This window comes from Citrobacter sp. GW821-FHT07H02 (assembly GCF_059418505.1).
Genome location: NZ_JBWKPZ010000021.1, coordinates 29,378 through 47,618, shown reverse-complemented (window position 1 = coordinate 47,618; position 18,241 = coordinate 29,378). Strand labels below are relative to the sequence as shown.

Annotated in this window: 19 protein-coding genes; 11 read left to right on the top strand and 8 right to left on the bottom strand. The window is 51.8% G+C overall.

Annotation, left to right across the window (positions count from 1 at the left end; genetic code table 11):
* Window positions 1-6 precede the first annotated feature (6 nt).
* Both AC07NP_RS18415 and AC07NP_RS18410 read left to right on the top strand, forming a co-directional pair.
* Window positions 7-957: a carbamate kinase family protein gene (locus AC07NP_RS18415; RefSeq protein ID WP_494661338.1), complete on the top strand. Its 951-nt coding sequence runs from the start codon at window positions 7-9 to the stop codon at window positions 955-957.
* A 12-nt stretch (window positions 958-969) separates the two neighbouring features.
* The gene (locus AC07NP_RS18410) at window positions 970-2,352 is read left to right on the top strand and encodes an amidohydrolase family protein (RefSeq protein WP_494661337.1); all 1,383 of its coding nucleotides are present in this window, start codon (window positions 970-972) and stop codon (window positions 2,350-2,352) included.
* A gap of 59 nt (window positions 2,353-2,411) precedes the next feature.
* Here the strand turns inward: AC07NP_RS18410 and AC07NP_RS18405 are convergent, their stop codons facing one another.
* Window positions 2,412-3,302, bottom strand: coding sequence for a nickel/cobalt efflux protein RcnA (locus tag AC07NP_RS18405; protein ID WP_494661336.1), 891 nt, complete (start codon window positions 3,300-3,302; stop codon window positions 2,412-2,414).
* A gap of 120 nt (window positions 3,303-3,422) precedes the next feature.
* On the opposite strand from AC07NP_RS18405, the gene rcnR reads away from it, so the two are divergent.
* On the top strand, window positions 3,423-3,695 hold the full coding sequence (rcnR, locus tag AC07NP_RS18400; protein ID WP_192613352.1) for a Ni(II)/Co(II)-binding transcriptional repressor RcnR: 273 nt from the start codon (window positions 3,423-3,425) through the stop codon (window positions 3,693-3,695).
* A 30-nt stretch (window positions 3,696-3,725) separates the two neighbouring features.
* Here the strand turns inward: rcnR and AC07NP_RS18395 are convergent, their stop codons facing one another.
* Together AC07NP_RS18395 and AC07NP_RS18390 are read right to left on the bottom strand one after the other, a co-directional pair.
* A complete protein-coding gene (locus AC07NP_RS18395) occupies window positions 3,726-4,040 on the bottom strand; it encodes a hypothetical protein (protein ID WP_494661335.1) in 315 nt (104 codons plus the stop codon).
* A gap of 71 nt (window positions 4,041-4,111) precedes the next feature.
* Window positions 4,112-4,813: a helix-turn-helix transcriptional regulator gene (locus AC07NP_RS18390; RefSeq protein WP_203360120.1), complete on the bottom strand. Its 702-nt coding sequence runs from the start codon at window positions 4,811-4,813 to the stop codon at window positions 4,112-4,114.
* 596 nt (window positions 4,814-5,409) lie between these two features.
* Between AC07NP_RS18390 and AC07NP_RS18385 the strand changes: the two genes are divergently transcribed.
* Together AC07NP_RS18385 and AC07NP_RS18380 are read left to right on the top strand one after the other, a co-directional pair.
* Entirely contained in the window at window positions 5,410-6,255 is an 846-nt protein-coding gene (locus tag AC07NP_RS18385) for a winged helix-turn-helix domain-containing protein (RefSeq protein WP_494661334.1), read from the top strand.
* Entirely contained in the window at window positions 6,245-6,712 is a 468-nt protein-coding gene (locus AC07NP_RS18380; RefSeq protein ID WP_494661333.1) for a YqeJ family protein, read from the top strand. Before AC07NP_RS18385 ends, AC07NP_RS18380 begins: the two co-directional genes overlap by 11 nt.
* A 64-nt stretch (window positions 6,713-6,776) precedes the next feature.
* On the opposite strand, the gene AC07NP_RS18375 is transcribed toward AC07NP_RS18380, so the two are convergent.
* The gene (locus AC07NP_RS18375) at window positions 6,777-8,006 is read right to left on the bottom strand and encodes an amino acid permease (RefSeq protein WP_494661332.1); all 1,230 of its coding nucleotides are present in this window, start codon (window positions 8,004-8,006) and stop codon (window positions 6,777-6,779) included.
* A 142-nt stretch (window positions 8,007-8,148) separates the two neighbouring features.
* Window positions 8,149-8,604: a multidrug/biocide efflux PACE transporter gene (locus AC07NP_RS18370; RefSeq protein WP_192613346.1), complete on the bottom strand. Its 456-nt coding sequence runs from the start codon at window positions 8,602-8,604 to the stop codon at window positions 8,149-8,151.
* A 104-nt stretch (window positions 8,605-8,708) separates the two neighbouring features.
* On the opposite strand from AC07NP_RS18370, the gene AC07NP_RS18365 reads away from it, so the two are divergent.
* The 5 genes from AC07NP_RS18365 (at window position 8,709) to AC07NP_RS18345 (ending at window position 13,868) form a co-directional block, all read left to right on the top strand.
* Window positions 8,709-9,584, top strand: a complete 876-nt coding sequence (locus tag AC07NP_RS18365; protein WP_203360124.1) for a LysR family transcriptional regulator — start codon at window positions 8,709-8,711, stop codon at window positions 9,582-9,584.
* Window positions 9,585-9,696: 112 nt separating this feature from the next.
* Window positions 9,697-10,875 (top strand): acetyl-CoA C-acetyltransferase, encoded by a 1,179-nt coding sequence (locus AC07NP_RS18360; RefSeq protein ID WP_494661331.1) that lies wholly within the window; start codon window positions 9,697-9,699, stop codon window positions 10,873-10,875.
* 440 nt (window positions 10,876-11,315) lie between these two features.
* Entirely contained in the window at window positions 11,316-12,152 is an 837-nt protein-coding gene (kduI, locus tag AC07NP_RS18355; RefSeq protein ID WP_203360126.1) for a 5-dehydro-4-deoxy-D-glucuronate isomerase, read from the top strand.
* A 56-nt stretch (window positions 12,153-12,208) separates the two neighbouring features.
* Complete coding sequence (gene kduD, locus AC07NP_RS18350; RefSeq protein ID WP_192613342.1) at window positions 12,209-12,970, top strand: 2-dehydro-3-deoxy-D-gluconate 5-dehydrogenase KduD; 762 nt, start codon at window positions 12,209-12,211, stop codon at window positions 12,968-12,970.
* A gap of 190 nt (window positions 12,971-13,160) precedes the next feature.
* Entirely contained in the window at window positions 13,161-13,868 is a 708-nt protein-coding gene (locus tag AC07NP_RS18345) for an aspartate/glutamate racemase (protein WP_494661330.1), read from the top strand.
* On the opposite strand, the gene AC07NP_RS18340 is transcribed toward AC07NP_RS18345, so the two are convergent.
* On the bottom strand, window positions 13,840-14,775 hold the full coding sequence (locus AC07NP_RS18340; RefSeq protein ID WP_494661329.1) for a LysR family transcriptional regulator: 936 nt from the start codon (window positions 14,773-14,775) through the stop codon (window positions 13,840-13,842). The genes AC07NP_RS18345 and AC07NP_RS18340 overlap by 29 nt on opposite strands.
* Before the next feature lie 119 nt (window positions 14,776-14,894).
* Here AC07NP_RS18340 and lysA point away from each other — a divergent pair, with 119 nt between their 5' ends.
* Window positions 14,895-16,157, top strand: a complete 1,263-nt coding sequence (lysA, locus tag AC07NP_RS18335) for a diaminopimelate decarboxylase (protein ID WP_494661328.1) — start codon at window positions 14,895-14,897, stop codon at window positions 16,155-16,157.
* Here the strand turns inward: lysA and AC07NP_RS18330 are convergent.
* Window positions 16,149-17,165, bottom strand: coding sequence for a LacI family DNA-binding transcriptional regulator (locus AC07NP_RS18330; protein ID WP_494661327.1), 1,017 nt, complete (start codon window positions 17,163-17,165; stop codon window positions 16,149-16,151). The genes lysA and AC07NP_RS18330 overlap by 9 nt on opposite strands.
* A gap of 4 nt (window positions 17,166-17,169) precedes the next feature.
* Window positions 17,170-18,207 (bottom strand): HTH-type transcriptional regulator GalR, encoded by a 1,038-nt coding sequence (gene galR, locus AC07NP_RS18325; protein ID WP_494661326.1) that lies wholly within the window; start codon window positions 18,205-18,207, stop codon window positions 17,170-17,172.
* Window positions 18,208-18,241 lie beyond the last annotated feature (34 nt).

The window sequence follows — 18,241 nt, the reverse complement described above, 5'->3', positions numbered from 1 at the left end:
GACACGATGAAAGAACTTGTGGTCGTTGCCATTGGCGGCAACAGCATTATCAAAGATAACGCCAGCCAGTCGATTGAACATCAGGCTGAGGCGGTGAAAGCAGTGGCGGATACGGTGCTGGAGATGCTGGCATCGGATTACAACATTGTGCTGACCCACGGTAACGGACCGCAGGTTGGGTTGGATCTGCGACGTGCGGAAATCGCCCATGAACGCGAAGGGCTGCCGTTAACCCCGCTAGCGAACTGCGTAGCTGATACTCAGGGCAGTATCGGTTATCTGATCCAGCAGGCGTTGAACAATCGCCTGGCGCGTCATGGGGAGCAGAAAGCGGTGACCGTCGTGACGCAGGTGGAGGTGGACAAAAACGACCCTGGTTTTGCCCATCCCACTAAACCCATCGGGGCATTTTTTAACGCCGCCCAGCGCGATGAACTGCAGCGGGCGAATCCGCAATGGCATTTTGTGGAAGATTCCGGTCGCGGCTATCGTCGGGTTGTTGCCTCACCGGAACCGAAATGCATTGTCGAAGCGGATGCCATTAAAACGCTGACCCAACAAGGCTTTGTGGTTATTGGCGCGGGCGGCGGCGGGATCCCGGTGGTGCGAAGCCCGCAGGGCGATTATCACAGCGTGGACGCCGTCATTGATAAAGATCTCTCTACGGCGTTGCTGGCCCGTGAGATCCACGCCGACATTCTGGTGATCACCACCGGCGTTGAGAAAGTCTGTATTCACTTTGGCAAACCTGAGCAGCAGGCGCTGGAGCGGGTGGATATCCCCACCATGACCCGCTACATGCAGGAAGGGCATTTCCCGCCCGGCAGCATGTTGCCCAAAATTGTCGCCAGCCTGGCGTTTCTGCAACAGGGCGGTAAACGGGTGATCATCACCACGCCGGAATGTCTGCCCGCCGCACTGCGCGGCGAAACGGGCACCCATATCGTCCATTCATAAAAGGAAGATGCGATGAAGGAAAACAAAAGCCGCCGTGAGTTTCTGAGTCAGAGCGGCAAAATGGTCACCGCCGCCGCACTGTTTGGCGCGGCGGCGCCGGTCGCGTATGCTGCTAATTCTGTCGGGACAACCGGTGACGCGAAAGGCGCTATGACCATCAACGACACACATTACTATCTGGATAACGTTCTGCTGGAAGCAGGCTTCGAGTACGAGAATGCGGTGGCGGTGCATACCCGAACCGAGCTGCAAACCGTTGAGATTCAGGACGGGAAAATGGTTGCGCTACGCGCCAATAAAAGCCATCCGGATGCGACGCTGGCGCATTACGATGCGGGCGGGAAGTTGATGTTGCCTGCGATGCGCGACATGCACATCCACCTGGATAAAACCTTCTATGGCGGGCCGTGGCGATCGCTGAATCGCCCGGCGGGTACCACCATTCAGGATATGATCGCGCTTGAGCAAAAGTTGTTGCCTGAGCTACAGCCGTATACCCAGGAACGGGCAGAAAAGCTGATTGACCTGTTGCAGTCAAAAGGGACCTCTGTGGCGCGAAGCCACTGCAACATTGAGCCGGTATCCGGGCTTAAAAACCTCGAAAATTTGCAGGCAGTGCTGGCACGCCGCAAACCGGGCTTTGAGTGTGAAATTGTGGCCTTTCCACAGCATGGTTTGCTGCTGTCAAAATCAGAACCGTTGATGCGCGAAGCGATGCAGGCAGGAGCGCACTACGTTGGCGGGCTTGACCCAACCAGCGTGGATGGCGCGATGGAGAAATCCCTCGACACCATGTTCCAGATTGCGCTGGATTATGACAAAGGCGTCGATATTCACCTGCACGAAACAAGCCCGGCGGGCGTTGCGGCGGTGAATTACATGGTTGAACGGGTAGAAAAAACGCCACAACTGAAAGGGAAGTTAACCATCAGCCACGCCTTTGCGCTCGCTACGCTGAATGAGCAACAGGTGGATACACTGGCAACCCGAATGGCCGCTCAGCAAATCACCATTGCCTCGACGGTGCCGATTGGTACGTTACATATGCCGCTCAAACAGTTGCGCGACAAAGGCGTGACGGTGATCACCGGTACGGACAGCGTGATCGATCACTGGTCGCCGTATGGGCTGGGCGACATGCTGGAGAAAGCGAACCTGTACGCCCAGCTCTACATTCGTCCTAATGAGCAAAACCTGTCGCGTGCGTTGTTCCTGGCGACGGGGGATGTGTTGCCCTTGAATGATAAAGGTGAGCGCGTCTGGCCGAAGGCGCAGGATGAAGCCAGTTTCGTGCTGGTGGACGCTTCCTGTTCTGCCGAAGCGGTGGCGCGGATTTCGCCGCGTACCGCGACATTCCATAAAGGCAAGCTGGTGTGGGGGAGCGTCGCCAGCTAATGTCTGCGCCTACCGTGGAACCGTGCGTTCCACGGTGGGTTTCTCCCACAACCCATGCCTTAACTGACGATCCCCATATAGCCATGGATGCCCATATAGATGCCGACCAGGCCGATTAACAGGCTGGAAAAGTAAGGGGCTTTTCTGGCGAGGCGATTAAATCCGCTCCAGCGTTTAGCCGCTTGCTGGACACTGATTGCCGCTCCCACGCCAACCGTGACCAGCGTTAACGCCAGACCAACACTGAAGCAAAGCACCATCGTGGCCCCCAGGGTGAAGGCTTTAAGCTGGATGCAAATCAGCAGCACGGTGATTGCCGCAGGACAGGGGATAAGCCCGCCGGTCAGGCCAAATAATACTATCTGCCCGTTTGTCACTTCTCTGCCGTGAAAGCGGCGCTGGATGTCACTGGCATGCGCGAGTTCATGGGCATCCTGATAGTCTTTTGAACCTGCGGTTACCCCTTCCAGTCCTGCATGGTCATGATGGTCATGATCGTGGTGATGGTGTTCATGCTTATGGTGATGGTGGTGATGCTCATGCTCATGCTCATGATGGTGATGATCGTGCTCATGGTGATGATGGTCATGCGCTTCCGTCAGCCAGTTTCGCTCACCTTGCCATGTGCGCCAGAACATCCAGGTCGCAGTGCCCAGAATAATGATCGCGGAAATAAACTGTAGCCAGGGTTCAACCGATTCTGCGGTAAATGCCCGACTGATATACATGCCCCCAAGCGCGATAAGCCACACAACCGCAGTATGCGAGAGTGTAGCGGCAAGCCCCAGCATCACTGCCTGTTTGACGGTGCCTTTAATAGCGATGATAAATGCCGCCATCATCGTCTTGGAGTGCCCCGGTTCAAGTCCGTGCAATATGCCTAACAAAATCGCACTGGGAATAAAAAACCAGGCGTTACCTTGCTGAAGAAGTGTCGAGAATTCGCCCATGAGAATGATTCTTAGTTTTTATACCTTTTTTCATTCTACTCCCCCCCAGTACCGAATACTACCCCCCAGTAGAATCGCAATGCTATAATCCACAATGATTTATGTTAAGGAGGTATTGTTATGTCACATACAATCAGGGATAAACAAAAGCTTAAAGCGCGTACCAGCAAAATTCAGGGGCAGGTTGTAGCCTTAAAAAAAATGCTGGATGAACCCCATGAATGCGCGGCAGTTTTACAGCAGATCGCGGCGATTCGTGGTGCGGTGAACGGACTTATGCGGGAAGTGATAAAAGGTCATCTGACCGAACATATTGTTCATCAGGGTGATGAAGTAAAGCGTGAAGAAGATCTGGATGTGATCCTGAAAGTGCTGGATTCCTATATCAAATAGTCGGGGCGCCACCCGACTATGGCGGAGTCATTAACAACAAACAGATGTTTGGTTCCGGTGCGTAATATAGCGTTCAACATGTTTAAAACCGCTGATCGACTCCAGTGCCAGTAACAGGCAGGAGACGGCTTGCGCTTCTTGCTGAGCAGATTGATGCGCCAGAGGGACGCTGTGAGCGGCGATATGATTTTGCAGCGCGTTTTCACATAAACGCCGTACCGCTGGAGGAAAAGCCAGCTGATGCAGTGACTGCTCTAATTCGGCAAACGCCTCGTCCGCCTGCATGGTAAAAATCAATAACAATATGGCGTTTAATGCTCGCGTCTCTTCTTCGTAATATCCCATCTGGATGTCCCTGCATGTCCAAAACATAGTGGCTTCAGACTTTCGCTCCTGAAACCCGCTCCTTGTCGATGTTACCGATGCCTTTGCCAATGAATTAGCGAGCTATCAAACTCTTTCTTTACCATCGGAAAGGGCGATTTTCCCTTTGCAATAGGAAGAGAATGAATAAATAGTGTATTTATTTTACCCCCCATTCTTTTTTCGATTCGTTGCTTATACGCATACACGCTGCGTATATCCGTATTTAATGTTTGAGCTATTTGATGTGGGTTTTGCCCTGACACCATATTTCCCATAATGGTAAATTCCATCTGCGTGAGTGTATTTCCTTTCGAAAAAGACAAGTAACGTCCAATGAATACTTGCCGTATTTTTTCGTTGGCGATCTCCAGTCCGTCGTCATGGTAGATGACAGCCGACACGGCAGTATGATTTTTTCGCCAATAGTTCGCTAACGACTGCATATTCCGATCGCTGACCAGAATTATCCCCATTCCCGTGCTGGCGAGATAGTCGATCCATTCGGTATTTAAAAACAGCCGTAGGTAGCTAATTGAAAAATCCACGAAAATATAGCCGCTTAATCTGGCATTGTGATTGTTATTTAAAATGCCATCCATGATCCCACGATTAAAATAAATACTTTGTTCTGGCCACATACAAAAACACGCATTGGCGCAGTACTGTAATCGAGGTGATTTCTCTGGCATGATATTACAACGTAAAGTACAACTGCTGCAGGTAATGTTTTTTAATTTAACATCAAGCCCCATAAAGAACCTCCCTATCCGTAGATAATTTCATAATTTCATCCGTTTTTAAACCTGTCAATACTTCACAACATGCCTTGTTTCTGTCGTGAAAACGTTTAAATATCAAAAATTACTACTTTTCTTACTGACCGTATTTTTTGATTTTTCAAAAAATAATTGAATGCTCGTTAGCGTTTGCACATCCAGTCGAGAGAGAGGCACAAGCTCATAACACATGTACGCGTCGACCAGGATTTTTATCTATGGCACCAGGAATAATTATATTAAAAAAATGTATGAGATTTATCTCTAAATGGCATCAATGGTTAAAGGTTGTGGTTTTGTTAATTTTAACCGTTGATTTGTAACGCGACTATTGAGTTAGATAAAGAGTAATTTATCTGTTTGTTCGGTTTTTAGTCGTGTCGTAATAATATCCAGGGAAGAGTGAATATTCATCAAAAAGAGTCTTAACTAAGAAAAAGTGATCTTATCAACAGTGAAGGTGTTTGATTTATAACTATTTTTGATTGTATTTTTTGATGCTAATCCCATTAGTTAATATTTATAGTGATCTCAATATAAGAATTTTGTAGCATTACATTCATGATATCAATATGAAAAGGAATACCGTGCCTGACGTGTTAAAACATGCTGGATATTACGCTATTAATCATCTGATTTACTTTCATACTGGCAAGCGAACACTATCAAATAGTGTTACAGATGAAGTGGTTACCCTGCAAACGCCCGCGAGCCTGATTCTCTTATGTCTAATAATGAATAATGGGAGTGTCGTTTCGCAGAATCAGCTTATTGCTGCAGGGTGGGGGGAGAAGAACAGTGTGACATCCGCAAATACGTTTTATCAAACTATTCTTATTCTCAGAAATGCATTAGAAGGCATTGGCTTACCACGCGACATTATCAAAACAATTGCTCGCCGGGGGCTGATGATTTCAGCGGATATTCAGGTTTGCGATATCGCACAAACACCCCCAGCGGCAACGGTTTTAACACCACCGGTTGAAATACCGATTGAACCACCTGTTGTTGAACCGATTGTTACGCCGATGGTTGAAACGCAGAAGAGAGCGAAACGTCTGTCGTTTCGTTCACCTCTGTCTGGCCTGTTTCTTTCTTTATCGCTGCTGGTTGCCATTATTGGCGGGGTTATCGGTACCTTTCACCTGCGTCAGGAGTCCTTGCTATCGTCGTATGATATTTTGACTACGGATAAATTTCCCTCCTGCACTGTATTTCAGAAGGGAAATGATGCGCTAAAAAACCATTACCTGCGGTTTATGCAAAATCATAATGAATTATGCCGCGAGAATAACTATATCTTTCTCTCTGGAATGAACAGTGCCAAAAATATTGCAGCCGTGATTTGCCCACAGGATGTCAGGAAAAAGATGTCTACCAAATGCACAACTTACTATTCGATTAATAATGAAAACTAAAATACTCTTGTTCGCAATTATTGTATTGTTCTCTCTGGTCACAGGGGGAAGCATCTGGTATGCCAAGAAAACTAACCCAAGAATAGATTGTAGTGGTTATGCCGTTTGGGATATCGACCATGAGGTTTTCTCTGGTGATATTTCTTATCAAATGCATAACAGTCAGGGGATCATTACCCTTACCGGTATTTTGAAAACGTCTGACTCCCGACTTTATAAAGTGAGTCGCGTCATTTACTTCACGTATAAGAAAATACGTAAGCACTATATTCTCACCAGCAGCAGTATTGTTCAGTTCCCGTCCGATAACCTAAAAGACACCGGTGAGCGCAAAGCACTCCCCGCACTTTATTTAGCGAGTGGCGCTTCATTTTCGCTTCTGATTAACAAGTATCGGGAAGGCTGGGCATTTACCACCGTGGGGTCGCCTTCGCTGCTCTGTATGGATGCGAATTAACGAGAAGCTAAGGGAGATTTAACGGCTCAACCCCTTTCAGATGGGTGAGCCGTTAAAAGGGGCGTTAGCCAAAAAACATCACGGAAACGCAGAGCAGGCCGACAATCAGGGTTATCAGATTACTCAATGAGCGGTAGGGCTTTAGCGTCGGGATCAGATAGGTCGACAGCGTCGGCATGATGAACAAAATCATGGCGATGAGTGGGCCGCTGATCGCGTAAATCATTGAGATTGCATTTGGGTTAATGCAGCAGACAATAAAGGTGATCACCGAAACCAGCATAATGGAAAGCGCGCGATGAAAGGCGCGGCTTTTCTTCACGCCAACCTGCTGTAAGCCGGTTTTCACCACCTCAGTTGCCCCTTCGATCACGCCGAAATAGGTACCGAGGAATGACTTCGACATGGCGACAACGGCGACAATGATCCCGGAAATCGACAGCCAGGCGGGGGCATTTTGCATCATCGACAGCGCTGACAGAATGGTTACGCCCTCATGTTTGGCCGCTTCAATGTAAGCGGGCGGAATCGAGAGCAGACAGCTAAAGACGAAAAACAACACGCTCAGGCTGATGATCAGGTAGGCGACCTTCATGATTTTTTTGCATTTACCCATGGCCTGCTCGCCATATTTTTCACGTCTGTCGATGGCAAACGTGGAAATAATTGGCGTATGGCTAAAAGCGAAAACCATCACGGGGATAGATATCCATACCTGATGAAGCGTGTGCTGATCGAAAGACATCTGGCTGGTCAATAAAGAGGGTTGCCAGCTTCCGGTCAAATAGAACGAAAGAAATAAAAAGTACGCGATGAGCGGAAACACCAGAAATCCCATCACACGAAGTGTGGCATGGCGTCCCATCAGAAAAATCAGGTTCAGCGTCACCACCACACCCAGACTGACCAGCATACGGATGCGGAGGTCTACCTGCAGGTGTTTTGCCACCTGTTCGGTGAGCGAGTTGGTGATCGCCACGGCATAAATCAGCACGACCACAAAGAAGGCAATAAAGTACAGCGAGGTGATCAGGCTACCGATCTTTTTACCGTAGTAGTGTGTTACCGCGCCGGTGATCCCTTCTCCTGCAGAGGTTTTCGACGAGAGGATGAACTGACACAACGCCTTGTGCGGCCAGTAAGTCAATGGCCAGGCGACCAGCGCGGTGATAAACAGAACAATCGCCCCCGCTGAACCCAACTGTATGGGGAGGAAGAGGGTTCCTGCACCTACGGCAGTTCCATATAACGCGAAACTCCAGAGAGTCTCTTCTTTTGACCAAATTTTCGACATTATCTGAACGTATCAACTATAAAATAAACAAAAAAGAAGCACAATTTACCATAAACAGGGGTTATTGAGGGAGGCTTAAACATAGAGGGAGCGAACAGATAAAATGCCGGAATCACAGCGACTCCGGCAAATCAGAGCGTTATCAGGCAGTAACGCGCTGCTGGCGATGTTTGATCACACGATGGCGCAACGTATCGTAGGCCCAGTTATAGAGCATGGTGTAGGGCAGGAAGAACAGGAAGAAACCGATCTCCAGTGTGAATGCTTGTAGCAGACTGACACTCAGCACATACGCCACAATACTCACCCCAATCACGATAAAGCCGCTTTCAAATCCCAGGGCATGAAAGGCGCGGACTTTGGCGGTACGTTTGACCAGATGCGCAGGCCAAAAACGATCAAACAGCGCGTTATAGATGATATTCCAGATCATCGCGGTAGTCGCCAGCAGCACGGTGAGGCCACCCATTTCGAGAACGGAGCGCTGCATCAACCATGCCGTTGTTGGGGCGAGAATAGCCGTTGCGATGCCCTCAAAGCAGACGGCATGAAAAATACGCTCAGGTAAGGAGCGGCGTTGTACAGCATCGTGTTGCATAGCGTGAAACCTTCTTTTATGTTCGGAATAATGTGGAATCCTGGGCATTTTATCGCTTAATGTGATATCTTAAAGATAGTATCCATCGATAAAGTAGATAGTTCATGCGCTACTCTCCTGAAGCATTAACGGCGTTTGTAGAAACCGTCTCCTGCGGCTCCTTTTCTGCGGCGGCGCGGCGGCTGCGTAAAAGCCAGTCCACCATCAGTACGGCGATAGCGCATCTGGAGGCTGACCTTGGCTTCTCGCTGTTTGACCGATCGTCGCGACAACCGGTACTGACGGAAGAGGGAAAGCGGGTGCTCAGTTATGTGCAGGCGATTTTGTCGGCGAGCGACCGTCTGGATGAAGTGGCATTGTCGTTGTCCGGAGAAACGGAAGCACGGCTGACCTTTGTCCTTTCCGACACTCTGCATCCGGATGTTCTTGAAGAACTGATGGTGCAGTTTGATCGGCAATTTCCGCATACCGAGTTTGAATGCCTGATCGGTGAGGATGAGGACGTTATCGATCTGCTGCAAAAAGGACGTGCGCAGGTGGGGCTGATAGAGGCCCGCGACGACTACCCGACCGATATGGGCGTCACGCGTTTGCCGATGCAAACCTGGATGGGACTGTATGCCGCTGAGACGCACCCGCTGGCAACGCAGGAAAAAGTCTCCTGGGATCAACTGCATACCTGGCGTGAGCTGCGACTGAATACCTATTTTGAAAGCGGCGCCAATGTGGCGCGAGGACCGGTCTGGTCCGCGCCTAACTATTTATTATTGCTCAGTATGGCGGTGCAGGGATTCGGCTGGTGCGCGCTGCCCTGTGCGCTGGTCGAAGAATTTGCCGCGGAGAAACCGTTGGTTCAGCTGGATGTGCCCGGCTGGCCCAGGGCTATCTCTATCGATCTCCTCTGGAATAAGAAATCCCCCCCAGGGGCTGCGGGAAGCTGGCTCCGATACCATTTACAACAGGGGCGTGTCGCGTCGTAGCCACAACGATACGAATTTCCTTTGTGATAAAACTCACTTTTTTTAAACATTCAAGGTAACAAGTTTTTAACAATCCTCTACTATTGCGGTGTTATTTTGCGCAGAGGTGGTAATGAAAGAGGTTGTGATAGTTGGGGCATTACGGACACCCATTGGCTGCTTCCAGGGAACGCTGGCGCGTCATTCTGCCGTTGAGCTTGGCAGCGTGGTCGTGAAAGCGTTACTGGCGCGCACGGGTGTTGATGTACATGCCATCGATGAAGTTATCCTCGGTCAGGTTCTCACAGCAGGAGCAGGGCAGAATCCTGCTCGTCAGTCCGCCATCAAAGGCGGGTTGCCGAATACGGTTTCCGCTATCACCATCAACGATGTGTGTGGCTCAGGGCTAAAAGCGTTGCATCTGGCGACTCAGGCTATCCAGTGCGGTGAGGCGGATATTGTGATTGCGGGCGGACAAGAAAACATGAGCCGCGCACCGCATGTCCTCACCGACAGCCGTACCGGAGCGCAACTGGGCAACAGCCAACTGGTCGACAGTCTGGTTCACGACGGTTTGTGGGATGCGTTCAACGATTACCACATGGGCGTAACCGCTGAAAATCTGGCGCGGGAATACGGGATCAGCCGCGAGTTGCAGGATGCCTATGCGCTCAGCTCTCAGCAAAAAGCGCGTGCGGCAATCGATGCGGGCCGCTTTAAAGATGAGATCGTGCCTGTTATCACTCAGCGTAATGGACAATCAAGGGTGATTGATACGGATGAACAGCCGAGGACCGATGCCAGCGCCGAAGGGCTGGCCAGGCTGGATCCCACGTTCGATCGTCTGGGATCGGTCACGGCAGGAAATGCTTCGTCAATTAACGATGGCGCCGCCGCCGTGATGATGATGAGTGAAGCCAAAGCGCAGGCGTTGAATTTACCCATACTGGCGCGTATTCGTGCTTTTGCCAGTGTCGGCGTGGATCCGGCGCTGATGGGAATTGCCCCCGTTTATGCCACTCGCCGCTGTCTGGAGCGGGTTGGCTGGCAGCTTGCAGATGTGGATCTTATCGAAGCCAATGAAGCGTTTGCCGCTCAGGCGCTTTCTGTGGGAAAAATGCTGGAGTGGGATGAACGCCGGGTGAACGTTAACGGCGGCGCGATTGCCCTCGGCCATCCCATTGGCGCTTCAGGCTGTCGAATCCTGGTTTCGCTGGTGCATGAAATGCTTAAGCGTAAAGCGCGTAAAGGGCTGGCGACGTTATGTATCGGTGGCGGGCAGGGCGTGGCATTGGCTATCGAGAGAGACTGAGCATCGCCTTGCCGCTGGCATAAAAAAGCCCTCCACACGGAGGGCAAGACCAGTTACAGAAACACTCGAACAAAGAATAATTTATCAAAACAATGTTTCAATATTTGTGATTCATGACGCAACTTGATGATAAAACGCGTCATAACCGCCTCCGCATTCCCTCTCTGTTTTCTGCACCTGGCCTCTCTGTTGGGCAATAATCGCAATATTTCAATTATCTCTTTGTTTTTAAATGAATTGTTTTTAATTTTTTTGATGCGCTGCGCCTGAGCGTGATCGGGACTGCATTTTTGACAATAATTATCGCAAAAATGAAACGTTGTTTTATTTATAATTGAAAACAGATTCACGGAGGGCTATCATGGCCTCATTAGGTAAAACGGAACAGCGTTTTGCTCTCCGTTCAGGAATTCACGGTCGATTTATCATTGGAGGTAAATATGGACGTAAGACAAAGTATCCACAGTGCGCACGCGAAAACGCTGGACACCCAGGAACTGCGCAATGAGTTTTTAGTTGAAAGCGTGTTTGTGGCTGACGAATACACCATGGTTTACAGCCACATCGATCGCATTATCGTCGGCGGTATTATGCCGGTGGCGAAATCAGTTTCTGTAGGCGGTGAAGTCGGTAAGCAACTGGGCGTGACCTACTTCCTGGAACGTCGCGAATTAGGCGTAATCAACATTGGTGGTCCGGGCACGATTACCGTTGACGGCCAGTGCTATGAAATTGGTCATCGCGATGCGTTGTATGTGGGTAAAGGCGCGAAAGAAGTGGTTTTTGCCAGCGTAGATACGGCAAAACCGGCGAAGTTCTACTACAACTGCGCACCGGCACACACCACCTATCCAACCAAAAAAGTGACGCCAGCCGATGTGGCTCCGGTCACTTTAGGCGACAACACCACCAGTAACCGTCGCACTATCAACAAATATTTTGTTCCGGATGTTCTGGAAACCTGCCAGTTGAGCATGGGGCTGACCGAACTGGCGCCAGGCAACCTGTGGAATACCATGCCGTGTCATACCCATGAACGCCGTATGGAAGTGTACTTCTATTTCAACATGGACGAAGACACCTGTGTCTTCCACATGATGGGGCAGCCGCAGGAAACGCGTCATATCGTGATGCACAACGAGCAGGCGGTGATCTCGCCGAGCTGGTCTATTCACTCCGGTGTGGGCACCAAAGCGTATACATTCATCTGGGGCATGGTGGGCGAAAACCAGGTCTTTGATGACATGGACCACGTGGCAGTAAAAGATCTGCGCTAGTCGCGAACGGCAATGATGCCTGTCCGTGACAGGTACTAAAAAATTAAGGGTTTACAATGATTCTGAATGCATTTTCTCTCGAAGGTAAAGTAGCGGTCGTTACGGGTTGTGATACCGGTCTTGGTCAGGGTATGGCGCTGGGTCTGGCAGAAGCGGGCTGCGACATTGTCGGGATTAACATCGTTGAACCAACAGAAACGATTGAACGCGTTACCGCGCTGGGTCGTCGTTTTTTAAGTCTGACCGCTGATTTGCGTCAGATCGACGGTATTCCGGCTCTGCTGGAACGTGCGGTGGCGGAATTTGGTCATATCGATATTCTGGTCAACAACGCGGGCCTGATCCGTCGTGAAGATGCGATCGACTTCAGTGAAAAAGACTGGGACGACGTGATGAACCTGAACATCAAGAGCGTGTTCTTTATGTCTCAGGCGGCGGCGAAGCACTTTATTGCTCAGGGTAACGGCGGCAAAATCATCAACATCGCGTCCATGCTCTCCTTCCAGGGCGGTATCCGCGTTCCGTCTTACACTGCATCAAAAAGCGGCGTTATGGGCGTAACCCGTCTGATGGCGAACGAGTGGGCGAAGCACAACATCAACGTGAACGCGATTGCCCCAGGCTACATGGCGACCAACAACACGCAGCAGCTGCGTGCTGATGAAGAGCGCAGTGCGGCGATCCTTGAGCGTATCCCAGCGGGTCGTTGGGGTCTGCCGAGCGATCTGATGGGGCCGATTGTCTTCCTGGCTTCCAGCGCGTCTGATTACATCAACGGCTATACCGTGGCTGTTGACGGCGGTTGGCTGGCGCGTTAATTCGCCAACCGTAAATGCCCGATACTGCGAACGCGGGTCGGGCATTTCCCTCTCCTTTTCCCTTCTTCTGTTCTTCTCTTCGTCTTTTCGCTGACCTGGCACACTCAGGCGCTCACCGCATAACAATTGAACTGGAAACTTAATCATAACTTTGTTTCACTGCCATCAGCTTTCAACGAAGGAGTGCGCAATGAAAACGATTGGTTTGCTGGGCGGAATGAGCTGGGAATCCACCATTCCCTACTACCGTTTAATCAACGAAGGAATTAAGCAACGTCTGGGCGGTTTGCACTCTGCGAGCCTGTTGCTGCATAGCGTTGATTTTCATGAAATTGAAGCGTGTCAAAGCCGCGGCGAGTGGGACAAAGCGGGCGATATTCTGGCACAGGCGGCACTGGGCCTTGAGCAGGCGGGCGCTGAAGGGATCGTGCTGTGTACCAACACGATGCATAAAGTGGCGGATGCCATTGAAACGCGTTGCCGGTTACCGTTTTTGCACATTGCTGATGCGACGGGGCGCGCCATTACCCGCCAAAACATGACGCGTGTGGCTTTGTTGGGAACGCGCTATACCATGGAGCAGGATTTCTACCGGGAAAGACTGGCGCAGCAGTTTGCGATTGAAACCCTGGTTCCGGAGGTTGATGCGCGTGACAAAATTAACCAGATTATTTTCGATGAGTTGTGCCTTGGCGAGTTCTCCGCGCGGTCACGCCATTATTACCTGCAGGTGATCGAGAGCCTGGCGGCGCAAGGTGCGCAGGGCGTTATTTTTGGCTGCACCGAGATTGGCTTGCTGGTCCCGGAAGCGGACAGCGCGCTCCCGGTGTTTGATACCGCTGCAATTCATGCCGCAGATGCGGTGGAGTTTATGCTTTCGTCGTCTGCGAAAGAATAGCGTCCAGCGGATCGATAAGGCGCGGTAACGAGGCCTGGAGATGTTCACTGAACGCGTCTACCAGTGCGGACGAAGGGCGGTGTAAGGGGCGGATCAGGCTGACGGTAAAGGGTACGTCGATACTGAAACGCCGCACGGTAACCCCGCTTGCCGCATAATCCAGGGCGGTAAACGGGTTGACGACGGAGATCCCGGCTCCCGCGCGCACCATCGCGCAGACCGAGGCGGCGCTGTGGGTTTCGATAACCATACGGCGCTTAACCTGATGCTCATTGAACAGTGTATCCAGCAGCTGACGGTAACTGTCAGTGCGTGACAGGCTAATGTAATTTTCCCCCTGAAAATCGTCAGGCGTTAGCACGGACTTTGCCGCAAGTGGATGACCTGACGGCAGGACGCACACTTCATTTCGCGTGAGCAACGCGGTGCGTTCAGTCCCCGCAGGTGCATGCAGGGTTTCGGTCAGACCAAGATCGTGACGCTGCGCGGAAAGCCACTCTTCCAGCAACGGCGATTCCTGCGGCACAATGTTCAGGCTGACATCCGGGTAACGGGCAAGAAAAGGCTGCAGCAGCGCCGGTAAAAAGGATTGCGAGAACACCGGCAGACAGACGATAGACAACTCCCCCTGGCGGAATTCACGTAAACTTTCCGCCGCGCTCACAATGCGATCCAGCCCATACCAGGAACGCTGGACTTCCTCGAACAGCCGCAGCCCTTGTACCGTTGGATGTAGTCGCCCGCGAGTCCGTTCAAAGAGTTTTAATCCCAGCACTTTTTCGAACCGCGCAAGTTCCCGGCTGACGGTCGGCTGTGAGGTATGCAGCAGCGCCGCCGCCTCGGTCAGATTTCCGGCAGTCATCACCGCATGGAAGATTTCAATATGACGAAGATTCACGGCGGGCATCGGTTTTCCTTAGTGGGGATAATCCATATCATTTTTGCATAGAGTCAGGATAAAACGATATTTTTTATTCTCTTCAGGTTGTGGCGTAATCATAAAAAATATCTTGCCCGGAGCCCGCTATGCCACATTCGCTGAACTGCACAGAGACCTCGCTTAACGCTGAAAATTTGCTTCACTTACCGGCTGAGTTTGGTTGCCCGGTCTGGGTGTATGACGCGCAGGTTATTCGCCGCCAGATCGCCGCCCTGCAACAGTTTGATGTGGTGCGTTTTGCGCAGAAAGCCTGCTCGAACATCCATATTTTGCGCTTGATGCGCGAGCAAGGGGTGAAGGTTGACTCCGTCTCGTTGGGCGAGATCGAGCGCGCGCTGGCGGCGGGGTACAACCCGCAAACGCATCCGGATGACATTGTATTCACCGCTGATGTGATTGACGCCGCCACCATCGCCCGCGTTAGCGAGTTGCGTATTCCGGTCAATGCCGGGTCCGTGGACATGCTGGATCAGCTCGGTCAGGTTTCTCCCGGGCATCGGGTCTGGCTGCGTGTGAATCCGGGGTTTGGTCATGGTCATAGCCAAAAAACCAACACCGGCGGTGAAAACAGCAAGCACGGTATCTGGCATACCGATCTGCCTGCTGCGCTGGCGGTGATACAACGCCATCAGCTTAAACTCGTGGGCATTCATATGCATATCGGTTCTGGCGTTGATTACGGTCACCTGGAGCAGGTGTGCGGCGCGATGGTGCGTCAGGTTATCGAATGTGGTCAGGATCTGGAGGCGATTTCCGCAGGCGGTGGATTGTCGATACCCTACCGCGACAACGAAGAATCTGTTGATACGCAACACTATTACGGGTTGTGGAATGCCGCGCGTGAGCAAATTGCGCGTCACCTTGGACATCACGTGGCGCTGGAAATCGAACCTGGACGCTTTCTGGTGGCGCAATCAGGCGTCCTGGTAACGCAGGTGCGCAGCGTAAAACAGATGGGGAGCCGACACTTTGTGTTGGTGGATGCCGGCTTTAACGATCTTATGCGCCCGGCCATGTACGGCAGCTATCACCGTATCAGCGCTCTGGCGGCAGATGGACGCTCGCTGGAAACAGCGCCGCAGGTGGATACCGTCGTTGCGGGCCCGCTGTGCGAATCAGGCGATGTGTTTACCCAACAGGAAGGCGGAAAAGTGGAAACCCGCGCGTTACCGGCGGTGGCTCCCGGTGATTACCTGGTGCTGCACGATACGGGGGCGTATGGCGCATCCATGTCCTCAAACTACAACAGCCGTCCACTGTTACCGGAAGTGTTGTTTGATAACGGCGAAGCAAAACTGATTCGCCGTCGTCAGACTATCGAAGAGCTGCTGGCGCTGGAGTTATTCTGATTGGTAATACGGCCCGGTGGTGACGGAATCGCGGAGTACCAGGGTTCCCGTAAAGGGAGGGATGGGCTCCAGCGCCTTACCGCTGACCAGGCGTATGGCCTGATCGATAGCCGTGGTTATCATATTATCAATGGGTAGATAGACCGTAGAAAGCCCCGGCTCAAGCCATTTTGCGCTGGGGGCATCGTCAAAGCCAAACAGTGAAATATCCTGTGGGATCCGAAGTCCAGCCTGATGCAGCGCTTTCGAGGCGCCCAACGCCATATCGTCGTTACAGGCGAAAAGGGCGCTAAACGTCACACCTTCATCGAGCAATTCACGGCACGCATCGTAGCCACGCATCATGCTGGAGTCCCCGTATTTTACCTTTGCTGGATCCCAGGCAATGCCGTTCTTCTCCAGCGCTTTACGATACCCCATTAAGCGGGATTTTCCGGTTGGGGTGTGGATGGGAACGGTAATGCAGGCGATATCGCGATGGCCCTGCGAGATCAGATAATCCACGACCTGAAAGGCGGCGTCTTCTTGTTCGAAAAAGACGGCGCGATCCCGCGCCAGGCTGACGTCGCGATTGATCACCACCAGCGGCATGGCGATGGTATTGATAAGCGCCATGATCGCCTTTTCGCTCATATAGCGGGTATAGAGAATGATGGCGTCACATTGCCTGTCGGCAAGCATCTGTACCGCTTCCTGCTCGCGCTCCGGCGTGTCGTGGCCGTCGGTGACGATCAGTTGCTTACCGTGAGATTCCGTCTGGCGCGAGGCCTGTTGCAGCAGTCGACCGAAGTAGAATCCGTCAAATGTCGACACCACAAGACCAATGCTGTTACTGGTACGGTTCGCCAGCGATCGCGCCAAAAAGTTGGGGCGATAATCCAGAGCCTCCATCGCGTTAAAGACTTTTTGCCGCGTGCTCTCTTTTACCTGTCCTGTCCCGTTAAGCACGCGAGAAACAGTCGCCTTTGATACGCCCGCACGACGTGAAACATCCAGCATTGTTGTCATGACGCTATTCCGGTGATTCGTTTGACGAAGAATTCCCTGACTCCGTCGGCGTCGAAACAGAGTGTCGACGGACCAGAGTGGGGCTAAACACATGAGTGATGTCCGGCACAGGACGCTTTTCCGCCAACGCGAGCGCCAGCTCCGCGGCCTGCGTCGCCATCGTCACAATAGGATAACGAACGGTAGTTAGCCGTGGGCGTACATAGCGGGAAACCAGAACGTCATCGAAACCAATCAGGGAAATCTTCGACGGGACGTCGATGCCGTTATCATTTAATACCCCCATGGCGCCAGCCGCCATGGAGTCGTTATAACAGGCGACTGCGGTGAAGTTTCGTCCACGACCTAACAGCTCTGTCATGGCATGTTCGCCCCCGCTTTCGTCGGGTTCGCCAAAGGTCACCAGCCTGTCGTTACACGGCAGTTGACTCTCTGCCAGCGCGTCGTAGTAACCTTGCAGACGGTCTTCCGCGTCCGAAATAGTGTGGTTTGAACACAGATAGCCGATTCGGGTATGTCCTTGCTGAATAAGGTGGCGAGTGGCAAGCCAAGCGCCATAGCGATCGTCCAGGGCCACGCAGCGTTTCTCAAATCCAGGCAGGATCCGGTTGATCAATACCATGCCGGGAATTTGCTTCATGAGCGACGCCAGCTCGGCATCCGGGAGCATTTTGGCGTGAACAACCAGTGCGGCGCAGCGGTGGCGGATCAGCTGTTCAATCGCCTGACGCTCTTTGTGTTCGTTGTGGTAGCCGTTGCCAATCAGTAAAAAATTACCGGTGTGATAGGCCACTTGCTCAACGGCTTTCACCATCGCGCCAAAAAAAGGATCGGAAACATCGCCCACCACCAGACCGACAGTCTCTGTCGATTGTTGGGCGAGGGCGCGGGCATTGGCATTGGGGTGATAACTGAGAGATTCCATCGCGCTGGTCACCGCAAGACGAGACGCCTCACTGGCTTTTGGGGAATCATTGATCACGCGAGAAACGGTGGCGACTGAAACACCAGCCAGTCGGGCCACATCCTTTATGGTCGCCATGACACTAGTACCTATTGAGGGTAAACGCTTACAT